This is a genomic window from Dokdonella ginsengisoli (assembly GCF_042652785.1).
GTDB classification, from domain to species: domain Bacteria; phylum Pseudomonadota; class Gammaproteobacteria; order Xanthomonadales; family Rhodanobacteraceae; genus Dokdonella_A; species Dokdonella_A ginsengisoli.
Window position 1 is genome coordinate 804,272 of the sequence record NZ_JBHSHD010000010.1, and the last position, 20,000, is coordinate 824,271.

Annotated in this window: 12 protein-coding genes; 7 read left to right on the top strand and 5 right to left on the bottom strand. The window is 69.4% G+C overall.

What is annotated here, in order from left to right; genetic code table 11:
- Positions 1-25 precede the first annotated feature (25 nt).
- Positions 26-616 carry a GNAT family N-acetyltransferase gene (locus tag ACFO6Q_RS15730; RefSeq protein WP_380022051.1) on the bottom strand — a complete coding sequence of 197 codons (591 nt, stop codon included), beginning with the start codon at positions 614-616 and terminating at the stop codon, positions 26-28.
- A 258-nt stretch (positions 617-874) separates the two neighbouring features.
- Here ACFO6Q_RS15730 and ACFO6Q_RS15735 point away from each other — a divergent pair, with 258 nt between their 5' ends.
- The 4 genes from ACFO6Q_RS15735 to ACFO6Q_RS15750 are packed head-to-tail and all read left to right on the top strand — an operon-like array spanning position 875 to position 3,765.
- Entirely contained in the window at positions 875-1,144 is a 270-nt protein-coding gene (locus tag ACFO6Q_RS15735) for a phasin family protein (protein ID WP_380022052.1), read from the top strand.
- Between the two features lie 17 nt (positions 1,145-1,161).
- Positions 1,162-1,986 carry a universal stress protein gene (locus ACFO6Q_RS15740; protein WP_380022053.1) on the top strand — a complete coding sequence of 275 codons (825 nt, stop codon included), beginning with the start codon at positions 1,162-1,164 and terminating at the stop codon, positions 1,984-1,986.
- A 14-nt stretch (positions 1,987-2,000) separates the two neighbouring features.
- Positions 2,001-3,011: a L,D-transpeptidase gene (locus tag ACFO6Q_RS15745; RefSeq protein ID WP_380022054.1), complete on the top strand. Its 1,011-nt coding sequence runs from the start codon at positions 2,001-2,003 to the stop codon at positions 3,009-3,011.
- A 52-nt stretch (positions 3,012-3,063) separates the two neighbouring features.
- Positions 3,064-3,765, top strand: coding sequence for a murein L,D-transpeptidase catalytic domain family protein (locus tag ACFO6Q_RS15750; RefSeq protein WP_380022218.1), 702 nt, complete (start codon positions 3,064-3,066; stop codon positions 3,763-3,765).
- A 19-nt stretch (positions 3,766-3,784) separates the two neighbouring features.
- Here ACFO6Q_RS15750 and ACFO6Q_RS15755 read toward each other — a convergent pair whose 3' ends face one another.
- Positions 3,785-4,393, bottom strand: a complete 609-nt coding sequence (locus ACFO6Q_RS15755) for a hypothetical protein (protein WP_380022055.1) — start codon at positions 4,391-4,393, stop codon at positions 3,785-3,787.
- Positions 4,394-4,552: 159 nt separating this feature from the next.
- Between ACFO6Q_RS15755 and ACFO6Q_RS15760 the strand changes: the two genes are divergently transcribed.
- The 3 genes from ACFO6Q_RS15760 (at position 4,553) to ACFO6Q_RS15770 (ending at position 15,865) form a co-directional block, all read left to right on the top strand.
- A complete protein-coding gene (locus ACFO6Q_RS15760; protein ID WP_380022056.1) occupies positions 4,553-6,943 on the top strand; it encodes a winged helix-turn-helix domain-containing protein in 2,391 nt (796 codons plus the stop codon).
- A gap of 292 nt (positions 6,944-7,235) precedes the next feature.
- Positions 7,236-12,782, top strand: a complete 5,547-nt coding sequence (locus ACFO6Q_RS15765; RefSeq protein ID WP_380022057.1) for an InlB B-repeat-containing protein — start codon at positions 7,236-7,238, stop codon at positions 12,780-12,782.
- Between the two features lie 92 nt (positions 12,783-12,874).
- Positions 12,875-15,865, top strand: coding sequence for a S8 family serine peptidase (locus ACFO6Q_RS15770; RefSeq protein ID WP_380022058.1), 2,991 nt, complete (start codon positions 12,875-12,877; stop codon positions 15,863-15,865).
- A gap of 224 nt (positions 15,866-16,089) precedes the next feature.
- On the opposite strand, the gene ACFO6Q_RS15775 is transcribed toward ACFO6Q_RS15770, so the two are convergent.
- From ACFO6Q_RS15775 to ACFO6Q_RS15785, 3 genes are all read right to left on the bottom strand, one after another.
- Positions 16,090-18,525, bottom strand: a complete 2,436-nt coding sequence (locus tag ACFO6Q_RS15775) for a S8 family peptidase (protein WP_380022059.1) — start codon at positions 18,523-18,525, stop codon at positions 16,090-16,092.
- 162 nt (positions 18,526-18,687) lie between these two features.
- Positions 18,688-19,146 carry a hypothetical protein gene (locus ACFO6Q_RS15780; RefSeq protein WP_380022060.1) on the bottom strand — a complete coding sequence of 153 codons (459 nt, stop codon included), beginning with the start codon at positions 19,144-19,146 and terminating at the stop codon, positions 18,688-18,690.
- A gap of 280 nt (positions 19,147-19,426) precedes the next feature.
- Positions 19,427-19,939, bottom strand: coding sequence for a hypothetical protein (locus ACFO6Q_RS15785; RefSeq protein ID WP_380022061.1), 513 nt, complete (start codon positions 19,937-19,939; stop codon positions 19,427-19,429).
- Between the last annotated feature and the right edge of the window lie 61 nt (positions 19,940-20,000).

The following is a 20,000-nucleotide window of genomic DNA, read 5'->3' on the forward strand; positions in this document are numbered from 1 at the left end:
CGTCATCCGTGCCTTCGCCGGTTCCTCACGCCAGCGACAGCGTGTGCACGACCTGCCGCGGATCGGCCGGATCGACGGCGCGGCGGAAGCCGAGGAAGTCGGCCAGCTCGCGCATCGCGGCGTTGTCGGCCGCGTCGTAGGACACCATCGAGCGGATGCCGCGCGCCCGCGCGACCTCGATCAGGTGCCGCATCAGCACCACGCCCAGGCCCTTGTGCTGCCACTCGTCGGCGACGGTGACGGCGCATTCGCACGTCCGCCCGTCGGCGCCGAGGCTGAAGCGGCTGACGCCGACCTCGCGCTTCTCGCCGTCACGGTGGACCAGCGCCACGAAGGCGGCGTCGCGGCGGTAGTCGATGTCGGTCAGCCGGCGCAGCAGTTCGTCGCCCGGCTCGCCGATCGAGCCGAGGAACCGGTAGCGCCGCGACACCGGCGAGAGCCGCTCGATGAATGCTTTCTCCAGCGCCGCGTCGGCCGCGCGGATCGGCCGGATCAGCACGTGGCTGCCGTCGCGCAGGGTGTCGGTCCAGTGCGGATGGTCGGCGCCCGCTTCGGCCGGGGTCAGCGCTCCGCCGTCGCCGGCCTTCGTTTCCGGTCCGCCTGCTGGGATGGTCATGTTCGGATCCTCCAATGGGGTCGGCGCCGAATCTGCGCCGATCCATGCACGGGCTCTTGATCCGGATCACCCGCGGCGCACGCGGCCGCGGCCCGCCTTGACCGGGATCAATCGCCGCTGCGGCGCGGCGGCTAAGGTGGACCGTGATCGCCGTCATCGAGGAGACCGAACATGAGCGCGAAGGGCAAGAACAGGCACGGGCGGCATCGGGCTGCCGGCCCCGCGGCGGTTTCGCCGCCCGCGGAACACCACGAAGAAATGCCGCTGGATCCCGCATCCCGGCTCGGCAGCGCGGTGCTGGAGGGCGTGGTCGAAGCGCAGTCCGAGCTGCTGCGCTTCCTCGGCTCGCGCCTGGCCAAGACCGCCGCGGCGTTCGGCCAGCTCGCCGCGTGCAGGACGCCGGCGGAAATCGTGCAGCTGCAGCTGCAGCTGGGCGCCGACGCCGCCACGGATTGCCTGGCGCAGGCGCAACGGATGATCGGCGTGATGGAAAAGGCGGCCAGCGAGAACCTGGCCCTGGTTCCCTGAGGCGGGAGGAGACGAACATGCGCGACATCCTTGCCCTCGCGGCGGACTACCGCTCCTGGGACGGCGGCATGGCCTATGCGGCCGATCTCGCCGCACGGCTCGACGGCACCCTCACCGGCGTCTTCGTGCAGCCTTCGCCGCTGCTCATGATGCCGGGGTATTCCTCGCCCGACCTGCTGGAGGCGGTGATCGAGAACGCGCGCGACGTCGAACGCAAGGCGCACGACGCGCAAGGCGCGTTCGTGGCGTGGGCAAAGACCATCGGCGCGCGCCGCGTGGCCTGGCAGGTCGCCGAGGGCCACGTGCCGGAGGTGCTGGCGCGCCTGGGCAACTGGCACGACCTGCTGGTGCTGGAGCGCAATGCGCAGGCGCCGTGGGGTTCGCCGCCGGACCTGGGCATGCTCGCGCTGCGCACGCACCTGCCCTGCCTCGTCGTGCCGCGCGACTGGCGCGTCGCCCGGCTCGACCGCATCGCGCTCGGCTGGAACGGGTCGGCCGAATCGCTGCGCGCGATCCACGCTTCCATTCCGCTGCTGCAGCACGCCTCGAAGGTGGCGCTGCTCGACGGCGGACAGCGCGATCCGGACCTGGAGATCGGCTGGATTCCGCACTTCGACGTCGAAGCCTACCTGCGCCTGCACTGCGTGGAGATCGAGCGGATCCGGCTCGACACCGACGACGAGCGCGCCGGCGAAACCCTGCTCGACGCCGCGGCCGACATCGGCGCCGAGCTGCTGGTGATGGGTGCCTACGGCAGGACGCGCATCAGCGAGTGGGCGTTCGGCGGCGCCACGCGCAAGGTGCTCGCCGATGCGACGATTCCCTTGTTCCTGCGGCACTGAGGCGGGCCCGCGACGTGTGGACGCAGCGGCTGGCGGTGCGGATCTTCGCCCGTGCCGCGCTGCTGCTGTTCGCGGCGGCGCCCGCCTGCGCCGCCGGAACCGGGCTTCGCCCGGGGCAGTACCTGTGGCATCCGCAAGTCGCGCCGGAAGGGCCGCTGGTCGTCGTGGTCAGCCTCGACGAACAGCGCCTGTACGTCTACCGCAACGGCGTGGCGATCGGCTACAGCACGATCAGTTCCGGCCGCCGCGGCCACGAGACGCCGAGCGGCGTCTTCACGATCCTGCAGAAGGACCGCGATCATCGTTCCAACCGCTACGACGACGCGCCAATGCCGTACATGGAGCGGCTGACCTGGGATGGCGTGGCGATGCACGGCGGCACCCTGCCCGGCTATCCGGCCTCGCACGGCTGCGTGCGGCTGCCGCACGACTTCGCCGAGCGCCTGTTCGCGATCACGCGCCGCGGCGACACGGTGGTGGTGGCGAGCGGCGCGGCCTCGCCGGTGGCGATCGTGCATCCATCGGTGCTCGCTCCGGTCACGCCAAGCGGGCTGCCGGCCGACCTGCGCGATCGTGCCCACTCCGCCTGGGCCTGGGACGAATCGGCGGCCCCGCCGGGGCCGCTCAGCCTCGTCGTCAGCACGCCGGACCGGCGCGTCCACGTACTGCGCAGCGGCATCCGCATCGGCACTTCGCGCATCGACGTGGCCGAGGGGTTCGACTTCAGCGGCGCGGTGGTGTTCGTGCGGCTGCGCGAGGCCGGGACCACGGCTTCCGCGCTTGCCGCACCGCGCTGGGCGATGTACCGCCTGCGCGGCGAGGCGGCGCCGACGATGGACGAGCTGGCGGCGAAGCTGAAGGTTCCCGACGAATTCGCCGCGCGGGTCGAAGCGGCGCTGGCGCCCGGCACCAGCATCCTGGTCGTCGACCGCCCCGCGACCGGAATGGCCGATGCAGCAGGCGCCGCGCAGCCGGTGCTCGAATCCGAAACGGTGCGCGATGGTAAGCTGGATGTCTCGCGCTAGCGCGCCGTTGCGTCGCGAACGGCCGGCCTGGCGTTCGTTCGAGCTCATCACGATGTGGATCCGTTTCGCCGTCCTGCGGCTCGCCTGGCTGCCGCTGTTGTCCTGGTCCGCTGCCGCACCGGCGGCGACCACCGCACCGGAGGCTTCCGACCGTCTCGCCGCCACGCTCGCCGCCGCCGCACCATCGGCCGACCGCGAAGTGATCCGGCTCGCCACGCACGCGCTCTCCTGCGTGCGCCGCCACGGCGGCGAGGACCGCGTGCTCGGCGTGATCGACTACTCGCGTCCCTCCACCGAGCAGCGGCTGTGGGTGTTCGACCTGCAGCAGGAGAAGCTGCTGTTCCAGGAATGGGTCGCGCACGGACGCAACACCGGCGACAACTACGCCGAGCGCTTTTCCAATCGCCCCGGCAGCCTGATGTCGAGCCTGGGCGGCTTCGAGGCGGCCGGCACCTACGTCGGCCAGAACGGCTACTCGCTGCGGCTGCAGGGACTGGAGCCGGGATTCAACGATCGCGCCTACGAGCGCGCCATCGTCATCCACGGAGCGCCGTACGTGAGCGAGGACCTGATCCGCACGCAGGGGCGGCTCGGACGCAGCTTCGGCTGTCCGGCCGTGCGGCCGCAGGTCGCCCGTCGCCTGATCGACACGCTGAACGAAAGCTCCTTCGTGTTCGCCTACTACCCGGACCCGCACTGGCTGTCGACCTCGCCGCTGCTGGGCGACTGCGGCGGCGCGAACGGACTGGAGTGATTGGCTCCCTGCGCGGCGCCTAGCCCTGGTCGCGCGGCGCCGTCGCACCGAGCAGTTCGGCGTAGGCCCGCTCGAGATCCGCGCTGAGCTTGCTCAACAGATCGATGCGCCCCTGCAGCTGGCGCGCGATGTCGGCCTTGGTGTCGACCCGGGCCTTGCCCATGTCGGCGATCTGCTCCAGCACCAGCCACTGCATCTGCATGAACATCCCCTGCAGTTCATAGCAGCGCGAGACCTCGATGGTCCAGGCGTAGTCCGTCTCGCGCAGCGCCTGCGAGGACTGCGCGGTGCGCCATGCCGCCTCGGAGAGCAGCGCCAGCGGCACGTCGAAATGGGCGCTCTGTCCCTTCGCGGAGGAATCGTCCTTCGCCAGTTCGGCCAGGTAGGCCAGGTTGCGCGACATCGCCTCGCGGCTGCCGCCCAGCTCGGTGCGGTTGGTGCGCATCTCGGCGAGGATCGCCGCGCGCGCCGTGCGTGCGCGTTCAACGTCCTGGCCGTGCTCGTGCCACGCGTTGGCGCCGAGGGCGAGGAACAGGGCCAGCACCACCGAAGCGGCCTCGATGAGGATTTCCGGCAGCTTTTCGCGCAGGCGCAGGCGCAGCGGCGGTGCGGAGGAATCGGCAGGCATCGCGGTCTCACCCGGTTTCGGCAGTCGCGCAGCATACGCCGCCGGCACGTCGGATGAGCGCCGCCTCGCCACGCCGGCGCAACCGGTCTCGCCGCCCCTGCCCGTCGCCGGTGGCAACGGCTACTATGCCTGCGTCGTTGTCGGGGATTGCTGACGTCGGTGGCTGCGCTGGAGTATTCATTCGAGGGGTTTCGCGTCAAGGTTGCCGAGCGCGAACTCTGGTGTGGCGACGCGCTGCTGTCCGTCAACCGCTACATCTTCGACTGCATCGCCTACCTCATCGAGCACCGCGACCGCGCCGTCGGCCGCGACGAACTGGTGGCGGCGGTATGGGGCCGCGTCGAAGTCACCGACGGCCATCTCAACCAGATCATCGCCCGCGCCCGCCGCGTGCTGGACGACAACGCGCAGACGCAGCGCCTGATCCGCACCGTGCCCGGATTCGGCTACCGCTGGGTCGGCGAAGTCGACGCGCGGGAGACCAAGGCAGCGGAGGAGACCCCGGCCAGACCGCCGGCGCCCGCTGCCGTGCCGGCGTCCGCACCCGAGGCGGCAGAACCGCCCCCCGTCGCAAGCGAAGCGAACCGGCGCGCGCGGCCGCAGCGGCGCTGGGCATACGCCGCCGCCGCGCTGCTGGCCGCCGGCCTGGCCGCCTCGTGGATCGCCGCGCACCGTCCCGGCGGCGGCGCGCCGACGGCGGCTCCGGCCGGCGAGGCGCTGCTCGCGGACAAGGCCGTCATCGTGCTGCCGTTCGCGGTCGAGGCGTCCTCCGAATCGGGCTGGCTGGAACTGGGCGCGATGGATCTGGTCGCCGAGCGCCTGCGCGCGGCCGGCCTGCGCGTCTCGCCCAGCCGCACCGTGGTCACCGCCCTGCACGGCGCCGGCACCTCGGCCGACGCGCCCGACTACGCGAAGATCCGCGGCGTGCTCGGCGGCGACCTGATCGTGCAGGGCAAGGCCACGCGCACGGGCGAGGACTGGCGCGTCGAGCTGGCCGCCGCCAACACCGCCGGCGCCGAACGCCGCATCCAGGCGCGCGGCGGCGACGCGATCCGCACCGCCCGCGCGGCGGCCGACCTGCTGCTCGCCGCCACCGGGCACGAGCCGCCGCAGGACGCGCACGAGGCCGGCGACGATGCGCTGCGCGAGCGCCTGCAGCAGGCGCAGGCGGCCACGCTGGCCAACGAGCTGCAGCTCGCGCGCAACATCCTGCTGGCCATTTCCGACGTGCCGCACGCGCCGCCGCAGGTGCGCTTCCTGCTCGCCGACCTGGATTTCCGCAGCGGCAACTACGACCGCTCGGCCGAAGCGGTGCAGGCGCTGCTGGACGATCCGTCGATCGCGCCGGACGACGTCGATCGCGGCCGCGGGCTGATCCTGCGCGGCAACCTGAACTTCCGCCGCTCCGACTTCGCCAAGGCGGTCGCCGACTTCGATGCGGCGGTGACCGTGCTCGACGGCGGCGCCGCGCCGCTGGACCTGTGCGACGCGCTGACCCGCCGCGGGCTGACGCGCGTGGCGCTGAACGACCCGGACGGCGCGCTGGCCGACTACGGCCGCGCCTACCTGCTCGCCGAGCAGTCCGGCGACCGCCTGCGCGTGGCGCACATCGAGACCGGTTTCGGCCAGCTGCAGATCGCGCGCCACCGCCTCGAGCTGGCGCTGCCCCATCTCAACGCGGCGATCGACCGCTACGAGGCGTTCGGCGTGGTCGAGCGCGTCGTCACCCTGCGCAGCGTGCTCATCGACGTCTACTCCGACCTGCTGCGCTGGGCCGACGTGCTTCCGCTGAGCGAGCGCCAGTGGCAGGCGCGCGACCGCATCGGCGATCCGGGCCTGACCCTGGTGGTGTTCAACCGCCAGGCGCGCGTGCTGATGAGCGTCGGGCGCTACCGCGAGGCGGCCGAGGTGGTGGCCGAGGCGCAGCGGCGCTTCCACGACCTGCGTCCCGGCACCGTGCGCTACCTGTACGACGTACAGGCCGAACTCGCCTCGCGCTCGGGCCAGCCCGAACGCACGGTGACGGCAGTCGACGCCGCGCTGGAAACCTGGCCGCGCGATCCGTCGTTCGACCGCTACGCCTACCTGGTGCTGCTGCGCCAGCGCGCGCTGATCGCCGGCGGGCACGTCAAGCGCGAGCAGATCGAGGACTGGCTGCCGCCGGACGGCGACGGCATGTCCGCCGTGTTCCTGCTGGCGCGCGCCGAGTGGGCGGCGGAACAGAAGGCCGAGGCCGAGTCGGTGCGCGCCACGTTCGACCGCGCGCTGGCGAAGGCCGAGGACGTCGGGCTGCCGGTGCTGGTGTCGCTGGTGGCGCAGTCCTACGTCGACTGGCTGCTCGCCCACCAGCGCCGCGACAAGGCGGCCGAGCTGGCCGGGCGCGTCGCCGTGTGGGCCAACGACGACTACGAATCGGCGCTGATCCGGGTCAAGGTGTTCCACGCGCTCGGCAGCACCGACGCCTGGCGCCAGTCGCTCGGGCGCGCCCGCGAGCTGGCCGGCGAGCGCGTCGTTCCCGCCCGCCTGACCCTGCCGCCGGCGGTCGGCTGAACACCCGGCGCGCCCGGCCCGGCGTGCCGTCGCCGGGCTGACGCACGCCTGCTTCACCCTGCCCCATGCCTGCGAAGTTCCGCGCGGCCGCCCGCCGGACGGCGCCGGTCAGCGCGCGAAGCCGCCGGGACACCCGCCGTCATCGCCTGTCATCGCCTGTCATGTGCGTCACGTGCCTGACCCATAAAGGTTTTGCACAGTCCGTACAGCACCCTCCGAACCGGGTGGCTTCAGGTCCAGGGCCGCGTCGCCGGCCCCGGTGGCAGTGCCAGCAACTCCAACGAGAACCCGAATGAACGATTTCATCCACGACAACGACGCTGCGCCGGCGCCCCGCCGGGGCGGCGGAAGCGGCGGGCGCCGGTACGCCGGCTTCTGGTCGACGCTCGCCGCCCTGCTGCTGGCGACCACCTGCCTGGCGCTGGCCGGCCCGCGTGCGGCGCACGCGTTCGACCCGAACGCCGACAGCCACGTGTACGAAGCGCGCCCGTTTCCCGACGGCGGCGTGCTGATCTCCGGTGCGTTCACCTCGGTCGGCGGACAGCCGCGCAACCACTACGCCAGGCTCAAGCCGGACGGCAGCGTCGATACCGCCTTCCACAATGCCTCCGCCGTGCGCGACGTCATGGCGATCGCGGTGCAGCCCGACGGCAAGGCGCTGATCGGCGGCATGGGCGCGCAAGGCAACGGCGGCCTGCTGCGCCTCAACGCCGACGGCACGGTGGACGGCGGTTTCGTCGACGCCGCCAGCGCCGGCACGCCGCTGATCCGCGCCATCGCGCTGCTGCCGGACGGCAAGATCCTGATCGCCGGCACGTTCAGCGTGATCGGCGGCCAGCCGCGCACCAATCTGGCCCGGCTCAATGCCAACGGCACGCTCGACGCCTCATTTGATGCGGGCACGCAGGCCGCGGCGACGCAGTTCGTCCAGGGCCTGGCGGTGCAGACCGACGGCCGCATCGTGGTTTCCGGCTACGGCATGCTGCTGCGCCTGCTGCCCGACGGCCAGCCCGATGCCGCCCAGCCGCTGCCGGCGGTGAATCCCGATTCGATGGTCTACGCGATCGAGCTGCAGCCCGACGGCAAGCTCCTCGTCGGCGGCGGCTACGGCCTGACGCTCGGCGGCGTCGATCGCGGCACCCTGGTGCGACTGAACGCCGACGGCAGCGTCGATGCGGGCTTCGCCCCCGACGCACGCGGTGACATCAATTCAATCGTCCGCGACGGCAGCGGCAACATCGTGATCGCCGGCAACGCCGGTTCCGCCGCCGGCGCCCTGCATCGCGGCCTGCTCCGGCTGACCTCGAGCGGCGCACTCGACCCGAACTTCCTGATCCCCGAAACGAACGCCACGCCGGTCTACGACGTGGCACTGCAGGCCGACGGCAAGCTCATCCTCGGCGCGCATTTCACGCAGATCAACGGCCTGACGCGCAACCACGTCGCGCGGCTGCATGCGGACGGCCGCCTCGACAACGGAGGCACCGCGCCGCTGTCGGTCACGCCGCGCGTCAGCGCCGGCGGCAGCGCCAGCCCGGCTGCGCCGCAGCCGGTCGGCGAAGGCGGCCGCGCCGAGTTCACGTTCACACCCGATGCCGGCAACGCGCTGGCCTCCGTCTCCGGCTGCGGCGACGGACTGCGCAGCGGCAACGTCTACCGCACCGGCTGGGTCTACGCCGACTGCACGGTGTCGGCCAGCTTCGTGCCCGAAGCCAACATGGTGTTCGAGCCGGCGGCCAACGCCAATGTCGAGTCGATCGAACTGCAGGCCGACGGCCGCATCCTGGCCGGCGGCTGGTTCACGCGCATCGGCGGCCTCGACCGCCTCAAGGTGGCGCGGCTGCGTCCGACCGACGGCGCCGCCGAAGCGGATTTCGCCGACGGCACCGGCATCTACGAAAGCGGCAACACCGGTGGCTCGGTGGTCTACGCCATCGCCGCGCAGCCCGACGGCAAGGTCCTGTTCGGCGGCGAGAAGGGCGTGACCCGCAACAACGCCGACGGCTCGCGCGACACCGCGTTCGCCGCCGCGCTGGGACCGGACGCGTTCGTGGAAAAGCTGCTCGTGCAGCCCGACGGCGGCATCCTGGTTTCCGGACGGCAGCTGCTCGCCAGCGCCTCCGTGTCCAACCTGGTGCGCCTGCATCCCGACGGTTCGCTCGACGCCGGCTTCAACGCCGATTTCGGCCTGGCCGAGGATCTCTTCATCTACGCGCTGGTGCTCGAGCCCGACGGCCGCATCGTGGTCGGCGGCGAAACGGTCGGCGGCGGCTTCCTCGGCCGCCTCGACACCGCCGGATCGCTGCAGACGATGTTCCCGGTCGCGGCGACGATCGCCGGCGTCTCCGCCCTGCAGCGCCTGGACGACGGCCGCTATCTGATCGGCTCGTTCGTGCGCATCGATTTCGGCGACGGCTCGCCGGTCGATTCGCAGCTGGTGCGCATGCTGCCCAGCGGCGCGCGCGACCCGACCTTCGCCGCCCGCGTCGACGGCGGCTACGGCGGCATCAAGAGCATCGCCGTGCAGCCCGACGGCGCGATCCTGATCGGCGGCGGCTTCCGCACCGTCGACGGCGTCGTGCGTCCGAACATGGCGCGCCTGCAGGCCAACGGCACTCTCGACGAGAGCTTCGATTCGCGCCCCAACACCTGGGTCAAGGACATCGCCGTGCAGGGCGACGGCAAGATCGTCATCGCCGGCTACTTCAGCCAGATCTCCGGATTCCCGCGCCGCGGCATCGCGCGCCTGAAGAGCGACGGCCGCGTCGACGTCGACGCTTTCGTGGTCACTCCGCTGGCCGGCGCCAACGGCACGATCACGCCGAACACGCCGCAGGAAGCGCTGCCGGGCGAGCAGGTGCGGTTCACCATCGTGCCCGATCCGGGCTACGTGATCGGCGCGGTGACCGGCTGCGGCGGTTCGCTCGACGGGCTGGTCTACACCACCGGCACGGTCGGCGGCCACTGCACGGTCACCGTCGAGTTCCTGCTCGAGACGATCACCTACACGGTACTGCCGGCCGCCGGCGCCCACGGCAGCATCACGCCGGCGACGCCGCAGTCGGTGCTGTTCGCGCAGACCGCGAGCTTCGAACTCGCACCGGAGGCCGGCTACTACGTCGCCGGCGCGGAAGGTTGCGGCGGTGCGCTCGACGGCACCACCTACACCACCGGCCACGTGCTGGCCGACTGCTCGGTGATCGCGCGCTTCCACCAGCCCGCCGCGCTGACGGCCGGCTCCGGCACGCCGCAGAGCACGGCGGTCAACACCGGCTTCGGCACGCCGCTGTCGGTGCGCGTCAGCGACGCGGACGGCCTGCCAGTGCGCGGCGTGGAAGTGAGCTTCAGCGCGCCCGCCTCCGGCGCCGGCGCGATCCTCGCCCAGGCCAGCGCCGTGACCGGCGCGGACGGCACCGCCGCGGTGCTCGCGCGCGCCAACGGCACCGCCGGCAGCTACGCCGTGACCGCCAGCGCCCACGGCATCCAGACGCAGTTCGCGCTGACCAACGAATCGGCGGCGCAGGGCGGGATCGAACTGCAGGTCACGGTCAGCACGCAGCCGCCGCCGGCCTGCGGCACCGAAACGCACATCGAGGTGACGCCGGGCGAGCCGGTCAACTACTGCTTCACGATGATCAACCGCAGCGACGTGACGCTGAACTACCACACGCTGATGATGCTGACCCACGCGCCGTTCCAGTACGAGTCCAACGGCTGGGACCGCCTGTTCGACCTGCTGCCGCAGCCGGTGCCGCCCGGCGGCAGCTTCCGCTACAACCACGTGGCGACCGCCGGCACGCGCGACCAGGCGCCGCGTTTCACCTGGAACGCCACCGCCGCGCTGCCCGGCTACGAGCTGGGCAGCGACGCCGGCGTCACCTTCACCGACATCAGCGCGACCGGTACCGCGCTGGAACTGGACACGCTGGGCGTGCACCGCCTGGACGCGCTGCCGTTCCCGATCAGCTTCTACGGCCAGTATTTCCACGAAGGCGACCGCAGCGTGCTGTGCATCAACAACAGCGGCACCCTGTCGCTGCGCACGGCCGACGATCCGGACGGCTGCCCGCAATCGCTCGTCGTGCCGCCGCCGCTGGTCGGCGACAACGACGCGATGGCCGCGGTGGCGAACATGAGCTTCCCGTACTACGGCTACAACGGCATGGCGCCCTACTGGGACCTGCTCGGCAGTCACGGCGTGGTGTACTACGCGACCGTCGGGGAGGCGCCCAACCGCCGCCTGATCGTGCAGTGGAAGGACAAGGACCACGCCGACTATCCGAACCCGGCCAGCGGCGTCACCTTCGAGGTGGTCATCGAGGAAGGCACCGGTCGCATCCACTACGTCTACGACGACCTCACGTTCGACGTCGTGGCCGAACCCAACCCGGACTTCGGCGGCTCGGCCACCGTGGGGCTGGTCGGCTTCACGCCGATGTCGAGCGATCCGCCGTTCCGCGAGTATTCCTACGCCAGTCCGGCCCTTGCCGAAGGCCAGGTCATCACCTGGACGCCGGTCGACGTGCCGCGCCAGGCGTGGAACGACGTGCAGGTCGACGTCGGCGCGCCGCGGCTCGTGCTGGCTCCCGCCTCGATCCAGGCGAGCGCCGGCGCGGGCGAACAGGCGCATGCGTCGCTGACGATCGGCAACCACGGCGAGATCGACCTGGCCTGGTCGCTGAAGCAGGCGCAGGCGCGCGGGCACTTCCCGCCGGTCGACCTCACCGGCTGGCTGCCGGAGCTGGAACGTTCCAGCGAGCGCGCCTACCGGCCCGCCGTCAGCCGCACCGCGGATACGGACGGCGACACGCCGCAGTCGGCGCTCGCGGTGCCGGCCTACGCCAACGCGCGCACGCACTGGAACGGCTTCAACTTCGGCGCGATCGCCTTCGACGCGAGCCGGCCGGACCTCGTCGTGCAGGGCGTGGGCGTGCCGCTGCAGTCGGGCGAATACCTCGTCGCCGAATTCGCCGGCAACGACTTCACGCGCGTCTACGAGATCGGCTCGTTCGGCGGCGACTACGGATTCTCCTGGTCGGACACCACCAGCCTGCTGCCCACCGGCATCGGCGAGCTGCTGCCGCAGAACGTGCAGCAGCCGCCCTACATGCGCTGGACCTCGATGGCCTGGGACAGCCGCACCGACACCATGTTCGCCGCCACCGCGGCCGACATCGGCAACTGCACCTCGACGGTGGCGTCCGACCTCTACCGCATCGACCTGGACACGGCGCAGGCGCACTACGTCGGCGCGATCGACGCCGGCGAGACGGACGTGTGCATCCGCGCGCTGGCGGTCGGACCGGACGGCGCCATGTACGGCATCGACGACTTCAACAACACGCTCGTCGCGATCGACAAGACCACCGGCGCGGCCGCCATCGTCGGCCCGCTCGGCGTCGCCGTCGAAGGCCCGGAATTCAGCGCCGACTTCGACGAGTCGACCGGCGTGCTGTACTTCGCCAACGGCAGCCGCCTGTACACGGTGAACCTCGTCACCGGCGCGGCGACCCTGCACGGACCGGGGCTGACCATCGACGGCACGCCGGTGCGCATCGACGGCCTCAGCATCGCGGTGGCCGGCGGCGACTGCGCCGCGCCGTCGCAGGTGCCGTGGCTGCGCGTGCAGCAGAACGCCGGCAGCACGCCGCCGGCGGCGCAGGCGCAGGTCGCGGTCGATCTGGACGCGCGCGAGCTGGCGCCGGGCACCTACGAGGCGAACCTGTGCGTGTTCAGCAACGACCGCGCGCAGTCGCTGGTGCGGGTGCCGGTGTCGCTGACCGTGACCGAGAGCGGCGGCGACGCCCTCTTCGCCGACGGTTTCGACGGCGCGCCCTGACCGTTCCGCTCCACGGCGATCCGGCCGCACGCCGCGGCCGGATCGCTCCTTCCGTCTTCCCGACGCGCTCTTCTCGTCTTTCGGAAACACCCATGACGACTCTTCGTTGTTCCCTGCGTCCGTCCACGCTGCCGTCCGCGATCCTGCTCGCGCTGTTCGCCGCGGCCGGCGTCCCCGCCGCCGCGGCCGCGCCGCCCGATGCGCGGGCGGTGCGCGAAATCCCGGCCTCGCCCGTCGGCCGCTACCTGGTGCGGTTCGAGGAACCGGGACTGGCCGCCTATACCGGCGGGCAGGCGGGCCTGGCGCGCACCGCGCCGGTGAGCCTGCCGTTCCCGTCCCGCTTCGACGCCGCCTCTGCGGCGGCGCGGGCCTATTCGGCGCATCTGGCCGCGCAGCGCGCCGCGCACCTGGCGAGCATCGACCGCGCGCTGGGCAGGCCGGTGACGCCGGCCTTCCACTACGAAGTCACCCATCACGGCGTCTCGCTGCCGCTGTCGGAAGACGAAGCCGCCAAGGTGGCGGCGCTGCCCGGCATCGTCAGCGTCACGCCGGTGAACGTGCAGCAGGCCCTGACCTATCGCGGACCGACCTTCATCGGCGCCGGCGCGATCTGGGACGGCAGCGCCGTGCCGGCGTACGCCACGGCGACGCGCGGCCAGGGCATCCGCGCCGGCATCATCGATGCCGGCATCGACGGCGATCACCCCTCGTTCGCCGACGACGCGGCCTGCGGCTTCGACGCCGATCACCCCAAGCTGGTGGCGCGCGACTGCACCAGCAGCGACGGCATCGTCTGCAACGGCACCAACCCCGCTCCGGACACCGGCATCGGCCACGGCATGCACGTCGGCTCCACCGCCGCCGGCAACACGCTCGACGCCGACACCGTGCCCACGCCCGTGCTGCCGGCCGGCGGACGCATGTCCGGCGTGGCGCCGTGCGCGGCGATCGTCAGCTACAAGGTCTGCGGCAGCGCCGGCTGCTTCGACGATTCCCTCGAGGCCGGCGTGCAGAACGCCGTCGCCGACAACGTCGACGTGGTCAACTACTCCATCGGCCGCACCTGCGGCTACGACGATCCATGGGCCTCGGCGCCGGACTTCCGCGGCGCCGCGGCCGCCGGCATCGCGGTGGTCGCCGCCGCCGGCAACACCGAGTCCATCTGCCTGGACCCGGCCGGGCGCGTCACCAACCTCGGACCGTGGGTGACCACGGTGGCCGCGACCACGCACGACGTCGCCTTCATTCCGGCGCTGTCGATCACCGGTCCCGTCGAACCGCCGCCGATCCTGCGGCAGATGCAGGTGGATGCCGGCACCACCACCCTGTCGGCGCTGGAAGTGGGCGAGCGCCTGGCGAGTCCGTTGCGCACCTTCGACGGCAACCTGCGCGGCTGCACCGCCGGCGGCAGCATTCCTGCCGGGCATTTCGACGGCGCGATCGCGGTCCTGCAGCGCGGCGACTGCAATTTCTCCGAGAAGATCGCCAACGCCGCCGGCGCCGGCGCCGACCTGGTGCTGGTCGTCAACCAGAGCACCGATCCGTTCCAGATGGACACTACCGGCGCGCCGGAGACGATCGGCGCCTTCAGCATCAACGCGCTGAACGTTTCCGAGGCGCTGCTTGCGTACCTGGCGGAACATCCCTCGCCGATGCCGCCGGCCGATGCGCTGTTCGTCGACGGCTTCGACCCGCCGGCCGGCACGACCGCGCATTTCCAGCCCACCCTGCAGGTCACGCAGCAACCCGACGTCATCGGCAACTTCAGCCTGCGCGGCCCGGTGCCGGCGCCGCTGGCGGACCTGGCCAAGCCGGACATCGCGGCGCCGGGCGTGGGCATCTACGCCGCGACCGATCCGGCCTCGGGCCGCTACGAGTGGCTCAGCGGCACCTCGATGGCCAGCCCGCACGTGGCCGGCAGCACGATCCTGCTGCGCGCCCTGCATCCGGACTGGTCGGTGGCCGAGATCAAGTCGGCGCTGCTGACCACCGCCGTGACGCTCGGCTACCGCGAAGACGGCGTCACGCCGTGGACCTCCGAAGACGTCGGCAGCGGCCGCGTCGACCTGACCAGGGCGGCGCTGGCCGGCCTGACGCTGGACGAAAGCATGGCCCGCTACGACGCCGCCGACCCGGACGGCGGATCGATCCGCATCCACGAGCTGAACCTGCCGTCGCTGCGCAACATGAGCTGCGGCGAGCACTGCCAGTGGACACGCACCGTGCGCAACCGCCTGGCGCGCGCCGGCACCTGGACGGTGGATTACGACGTTCCGGCCGGCTACACGCTCAGCGTCGAACCGGCCAGCTTCACCCTCGAGCCGGGAGCGAGCCAGACGCTGACGATCAGCGCGACGGTGCTCGACGTCACCCTGCCGGCGCAGAAGAGCTTCGGCCAGCTGCGGCTGCACGAGAGCGCCGGCGACGTGCCGGACCAGCAACTGCCGATCGCGGTGCGCGGCGACGAGACCAGCGTGGAGTGCGCCAACGGCCACTGCAACCTCCGCACCGACCAGTTCGCCAGCAGCTACAGCGCAGTCGGCTGCGAGGGCTCCGAACCCTGCCGGATGATCTGGGCCAACCGCTTCTCGCCGCCGTCCGCCGCGTTCCCGATCACGCTGACGACGATCACCTTCCTGACCGGATCGTCCGCCTACGTGCACGCCGGCGACCAGTTCGACTTCTACGTCTACCAGGACGACGACCGCGATCCGGCCAACGGTGCGACCCTGGCCGGTTCGCAGAAGGGACACGTCATCGCGACGGCCGGCGCGCGCCTGCGCACGCTGATCCTGGACCAGCCGATCGTGCTGGACGGACCGGGCGACGTCGTCATCGCCATTACCAACCCGGCCGGCACCGGACCGCGCCCGGCGGCCGGCGAACTGTCGACCTTCCGCAGCCGTTCCTACGCCGGTGCCTACGTCGGCGAGGATCCGCAGCTCGACAGCCCGGACGTGAACCTGCGTCTCACGCCCCAGGCCGTCGGCAGCGCCGTGAACTGGGTGATCCGCGCCTCGGGCAGCAACGCGGCCGGACGCCACATCGAGCTGGGCGGCGCGGCGACGCCGGTGGTGCGCTGAGGCGAACGCCCGCCCCGCATGCGAGCCAGGAAAGGCAGGACCGGCCCGTCGTCGACGGGCCGGTCCTTTGCCGGGTCTGGCGATGGCCGGACGAGGCGACGACGAGGTCGCCGCGACTCAAGGAGCGAGGAGGTCCGCCGGCTTCGACCGCCGATGCTCCTCGCGCGTCTGTCCCATCGAGGGAACGAGGAGCGCGTGCGCTCCCCGGATTGCGGAAGCCAGTCCTACGGATTGAATCCGTTCTGAAAGATGATGTCGGCTCCGCAATTCCTGGCACCGAGTGGTCCATCCATGCAGGGATCGCCGGTCGCAATGCCGGCCAGCGGAAATTCGGTCGCGTCGGGAATGCCGTCGCCGTCGGAGTCCGCAGCGTTCGGATTCGTGCCGACGACGTACTCGAAGCCGTCGATCAGACCATCCTGGTCGTGGTCGGTATCAGCATCGATCACGCCATTGCCGTCCGCGTCGGTCGCTGGATACGCGTAGCCGATCATCGTCGTGCTGCTGATCGGGCAAGCCGCGATGTAGCCGGCGGCTACGAACGCAGACTTCTCGCCATCGAGGAATACAGCGCAGTCGTTGTCGGCCTCCCGATACTGGCGCCACAGCTTGACCGCTCCGGGCGGTATGCAGGTCGATTCGGGCGTGCACGGCGCATAGATGTAGCCCTGAATCGTGCGCAGATCGTAGTCATCGCCGGCGCATGTCGACGTCGGATCATTGTCGAGATGGCCGTTGTTGCAATGGACATGATCCGGGCCGAAGTACGCCGATTCGATCTCCGCCTTCGTCGTCGCGAGCAGGTAGTCCTTGCCGCCGGGATAGTCCTTGTCCATCAGATGCAGCGGAATCAGAGCCGGCCATTCACTGCGTGGACGGTACTCGGTGGTCAGCACGTAGATCGACGCGCGCGGCGTGGCCGGCGGTGTCGTGTCGAAGCTGTCGTTTGGGTCGGCCGGATCGTCTACGTCGTAGGGAAAGGCATAGCCTGGAATCGGCGGCTGCTTGCCGGTCCCCGACACCGGCTGTACGTACTTCTTGTCCTGGTTGATCATCAAGCTCAGCGCGTACTGCGGTGAACTGGTCTCGGCGAAGTCCTTGGTCGTCGCTTGCCACAGCCGGAACAGCGGCGTGGCGCGATTGCGCACGGTCGCACCAGCGACGGTGCCGAGCATCTTGCGTGCCGCAGCCGCGGCATCTGGAATGCCATAGCCGAGCTTCGGGTCCCAAGCGCCCGCACGCGATGCGGTTTGCTTCAACACGGTGCGCAGTCCTGCCTTCTCTCCAGCGATCGGCTCCGGGTTGCCGGTCGGCACCAGCGGATTGATCGAGCGCAGCAACCCGACCACTCCCGCGATCTGCGGCGCCGACATCGATGTTCCGGTACACCAGCCGACGCCATCGCCCATCGGCGTGCCGTAACCGTCGCCGCACTCGGCGTATGCCGCATGCAGCGTGTTCGGGTAAGTCGTCGACAACACTCGCTTGGCCGATCCGAGCAGTTCCTGATGGGTGCGGTAGTAAGTACCGTTGCTGCTCTTGCTGTAGTTGCTGCCGCATTGCGCCGAGTCGGGGGATGGCGGGCAATTTGGCGCGTCGTCCCAGAATGCCCGCCCCTCCACGAAGCCCCCGGCGGAGATCACGCGTTTGTCGCTGGCAGGGAAATCCAGCTCGGCTTTCACGTTGCCGGACGAGGCGACCTGCGCTACGTCGCGTCCCGTCGCATAGGCGATGGCCTGGCACATCGGATAGTCACGATAGGCGGTCTTGCAGTCGTAGACGCCGCCGCTGCTGGGAGCGCCGAAACTCATGCTGAGCGCTTGGACGCCGGCGTCGACGGCTTGAGCTTTGGCGCGGTCGGAGGCGTTGTCATTGAAAGAAGGAACAATTCTGGCAGGTGTGAAAGCGTGACTGCACTCAAGGAACGCGGCTTTCCAAGCGGAAATTCCACATTGCTGGCATGTCCCCTGCAAACCCAGGCCGCTCGTTCCATTGGCAGCTAGTAGACCTGCAACGTGTGTGCCGTGGCCGAGATTCGCTGGCAGCAGAAACCCGGGTGTGGCCGTGCACGCCGTATCACTGATGTACATCGCTTTCTTTTCGTCAACATTCGTTGAATCGAATGAGCTCTGCGGGGGTTGCGCAGTCAATCCGACGTCACGCGACGCCGTCTTAATGAAATTGCCGCCGGCATAGGAATTGCCGTTGAACTGTCGTAATCCAACGTGCTGCTCGAATAGTCCAATATCGATCTGACCGATCAGCGCATAACCGCTCGCCCACTGCCATGCCCTATCGACGTTCATGTCGTAGATTCCATATTGCGTCTCTCCGCCGAGAGGATCTTCTGACTCAGGCACAATGCCGGCATCGATCAGCTCGACGGAGTGGAGTTGGTATTCAGGGCTTACGGAAGCCGAAGCAACGTACGGATCGGCCTGTAAGGCCGCCAGTGCGGCTGGCAAGTCCGCAAGGGCGAAGGTCGCCACTTGGCAGTCTTCCAGCTTCTTGCGTGCCGAGTTCGGGTTCCTGTTCAACCAGTCTAGGAAATCCCCCGTAGCGCGATCGGGGATTAGCCAGGCACTGGCTAGTGGCGCCTTGATCTTGAATGCCTCCAGCGGTGGTGTGCTCGAGCGCGGAGAACTGTTGATCCAGGTCATGATTTGCGTCGGTGTCGGCGCGCCTAGTGCGGGCGTCGGCCGAATGCAAACCTGCGCCATAGGCTGCTATGCACGTGTGCCCAATGGGAGGCAGGCGAATGCTACAGCCAGCATGACCAGTCGACGTCTACGTAGCACCCATACGGCTAGTATGAGAAGAACCTATAGCGCGATCGTTCCGGCCTGATTGAACACCGGAACGGAGACCGGTGCCGGGGGCGCGCTTACGCTGAACGGCACGATGCCAATGTTTAGAATGGTCGGACCAAAGACGGGATGCGGATAGATAAGATCAACCGTCAACGTGTAGTCGCCTGAAGGAAACGCGCCTAACTCACGTGTCGTGATGCCAATTCCGTCCACGCAAAGTTCGCTTCCTGGCTCGTAGTGGTGACCGTACTCAAGAATGCGAATTTCATTGCCATTATGGGTGATTTTAGGATAACCATATCGGCCAGCAATCCAATCGCAAATACCTCCGCGCATGCTCACCGACACAGCTTCTCCCGCCAATGGATTTTCCGGCGTGATCCATGGTGGGTCGAAGAACGCCTGCGCGTTCTGCACGAACAAGACAACGAAGGCGAGCACACATTGAAAAACGAAACGACGTACGAGCATATCCCCCTTCCCCTTCCCCTTCCCCTTCCCTAGATATCCAATGGTGCCGCGACTATAGCGGACGCAAGTTTCGGCTCAAGGTCGCACGCCGCATTAGCGGGCGCACCGCTGTTGCGGCGCAGGCTTGAGTCCATGGCGGATCGGTGCGACGAGTATTGTTCGTGTCTAGCCAAAATTTTGATCGCTGTTGTCCAGCAGCGCGGTGCAGCGGTCGGTCGAACGCAGGCCTGTCCGACAGCATGAGCACGTACATTGAATGACATGCAAGCCGCCATCGCAATTACCGGAGCCGCGCGCGAAACATTCCAAATACCATAAGGCCCAGCGACGATATAGCTGTACCGAGTGGACCGAAGGTCGGTACGGAAACAGGTTCAGGTGGCGCCGTTACGGAAAACGGCACGATTCCGATATTCAGGAAGGCAGGGCCAAAGACCGGATGCTCATAGACGAAATCGACGGTCAACACGTAGTCGCCCGGAGGAAGCGCACCTATAGGATCTGTCACCGTTCCGACACCATCGATACAAAATTCGCTACCTGGCTCGTAGTGGTTCCCATACTCAACAATGCGGATCGCATTGCCTTCTTGGGTAATTTGCGGAAAGCCTTCACGGCCAACGATGAAATCGCATATGCCGCCGTGGATGTTGACTGATATGACATTCCCGACGATCGGGTTCGTCGGTGTGATCCACGGCGGATCGAAGAAAGCTTGTGCGCCGTGCGAAAAGAAAACAATGCAGACGAGTAAAAACTGAATCGCTATACGACGTACAAGGACATTTCCCATCGCCTTTCCCCTTCCTTAGATATCCAATGGCGATTCGACTATAGCGGACGCGTTTCGGTTC

Coding starts and splice junctions, on each gene's coding strand:
- ACFO6Q_RS15770 (WP_380022058.1), top strand. CDS start 12,875: ATGACGACTCTTCGTTGTTCCCTGCGTCCGTCCACGCTGCCGTCCGCG.
- ACFO6Q_RS15755 (WP_380022055.1), bottom strand. CDS start 4,393: ATGCCTGCCGATTCCTCCGCACCGCCGCTGCGCCTGCGCCTGCGCGAA.
- ACFO6Q_RS15740 (WP_380022053.1), top strand. CDS start 1,162: ATGCGCGACATCCTTGCCCTCGCGGCGGACTACCGCTCCTGGGACGGC.
- ACFO6Q_RS15780 (WP_380022060.1), bottom strand. CDS start 19,146: ATGCTCGTACGTCGTTTCGTTTTTCAATGTGTGCTCGCCTTCGTTGTC.
- ACFO6Q_RS15765 (WP_380022057.1), top strand. CDS start 7,236: ATGAACGATTTCATCCACGACAACGACGCTGCGCCGGCGCCCCGCCGG.
- ACFO6Q_RS15730 (WP_380022051.1), bottom strand. CDS start 616: ATGACCATCCCAGCAGGCGGACCGGAAACGAAGGCCGGCGACGGCGGA.
- ACFO6Q_RS15750 (WP_380022218.1), top strand. CDS start 3,064: ATGTGGATCCGTTTCGCCGTCCTGCGGCTCGCCTGGCTGCCGCTGTTG.
- ACFO6Q_RS15785 (WP_380022061.1), bottom strand. CDS start 19,939: ATGGGAAATGTCCTTGTACGTCGTATAGCGATTCAGTTTTTACTCGTC.
- ACFO6Q_RS15775 (WP_380022059.1), bottom strand. CDS start 18,525: ATGACCTGGATCAACAGTTCTCCGCGCTCGAGCACACCACCGCTGGAG.
- ACFO6Q_RS15735 (WP_380022052.1), top strand. CDS start 875: ATGCCGCTGGATCCCGCATCCCGGCTCGGCAGCGCGGTGCTGGAGGGC.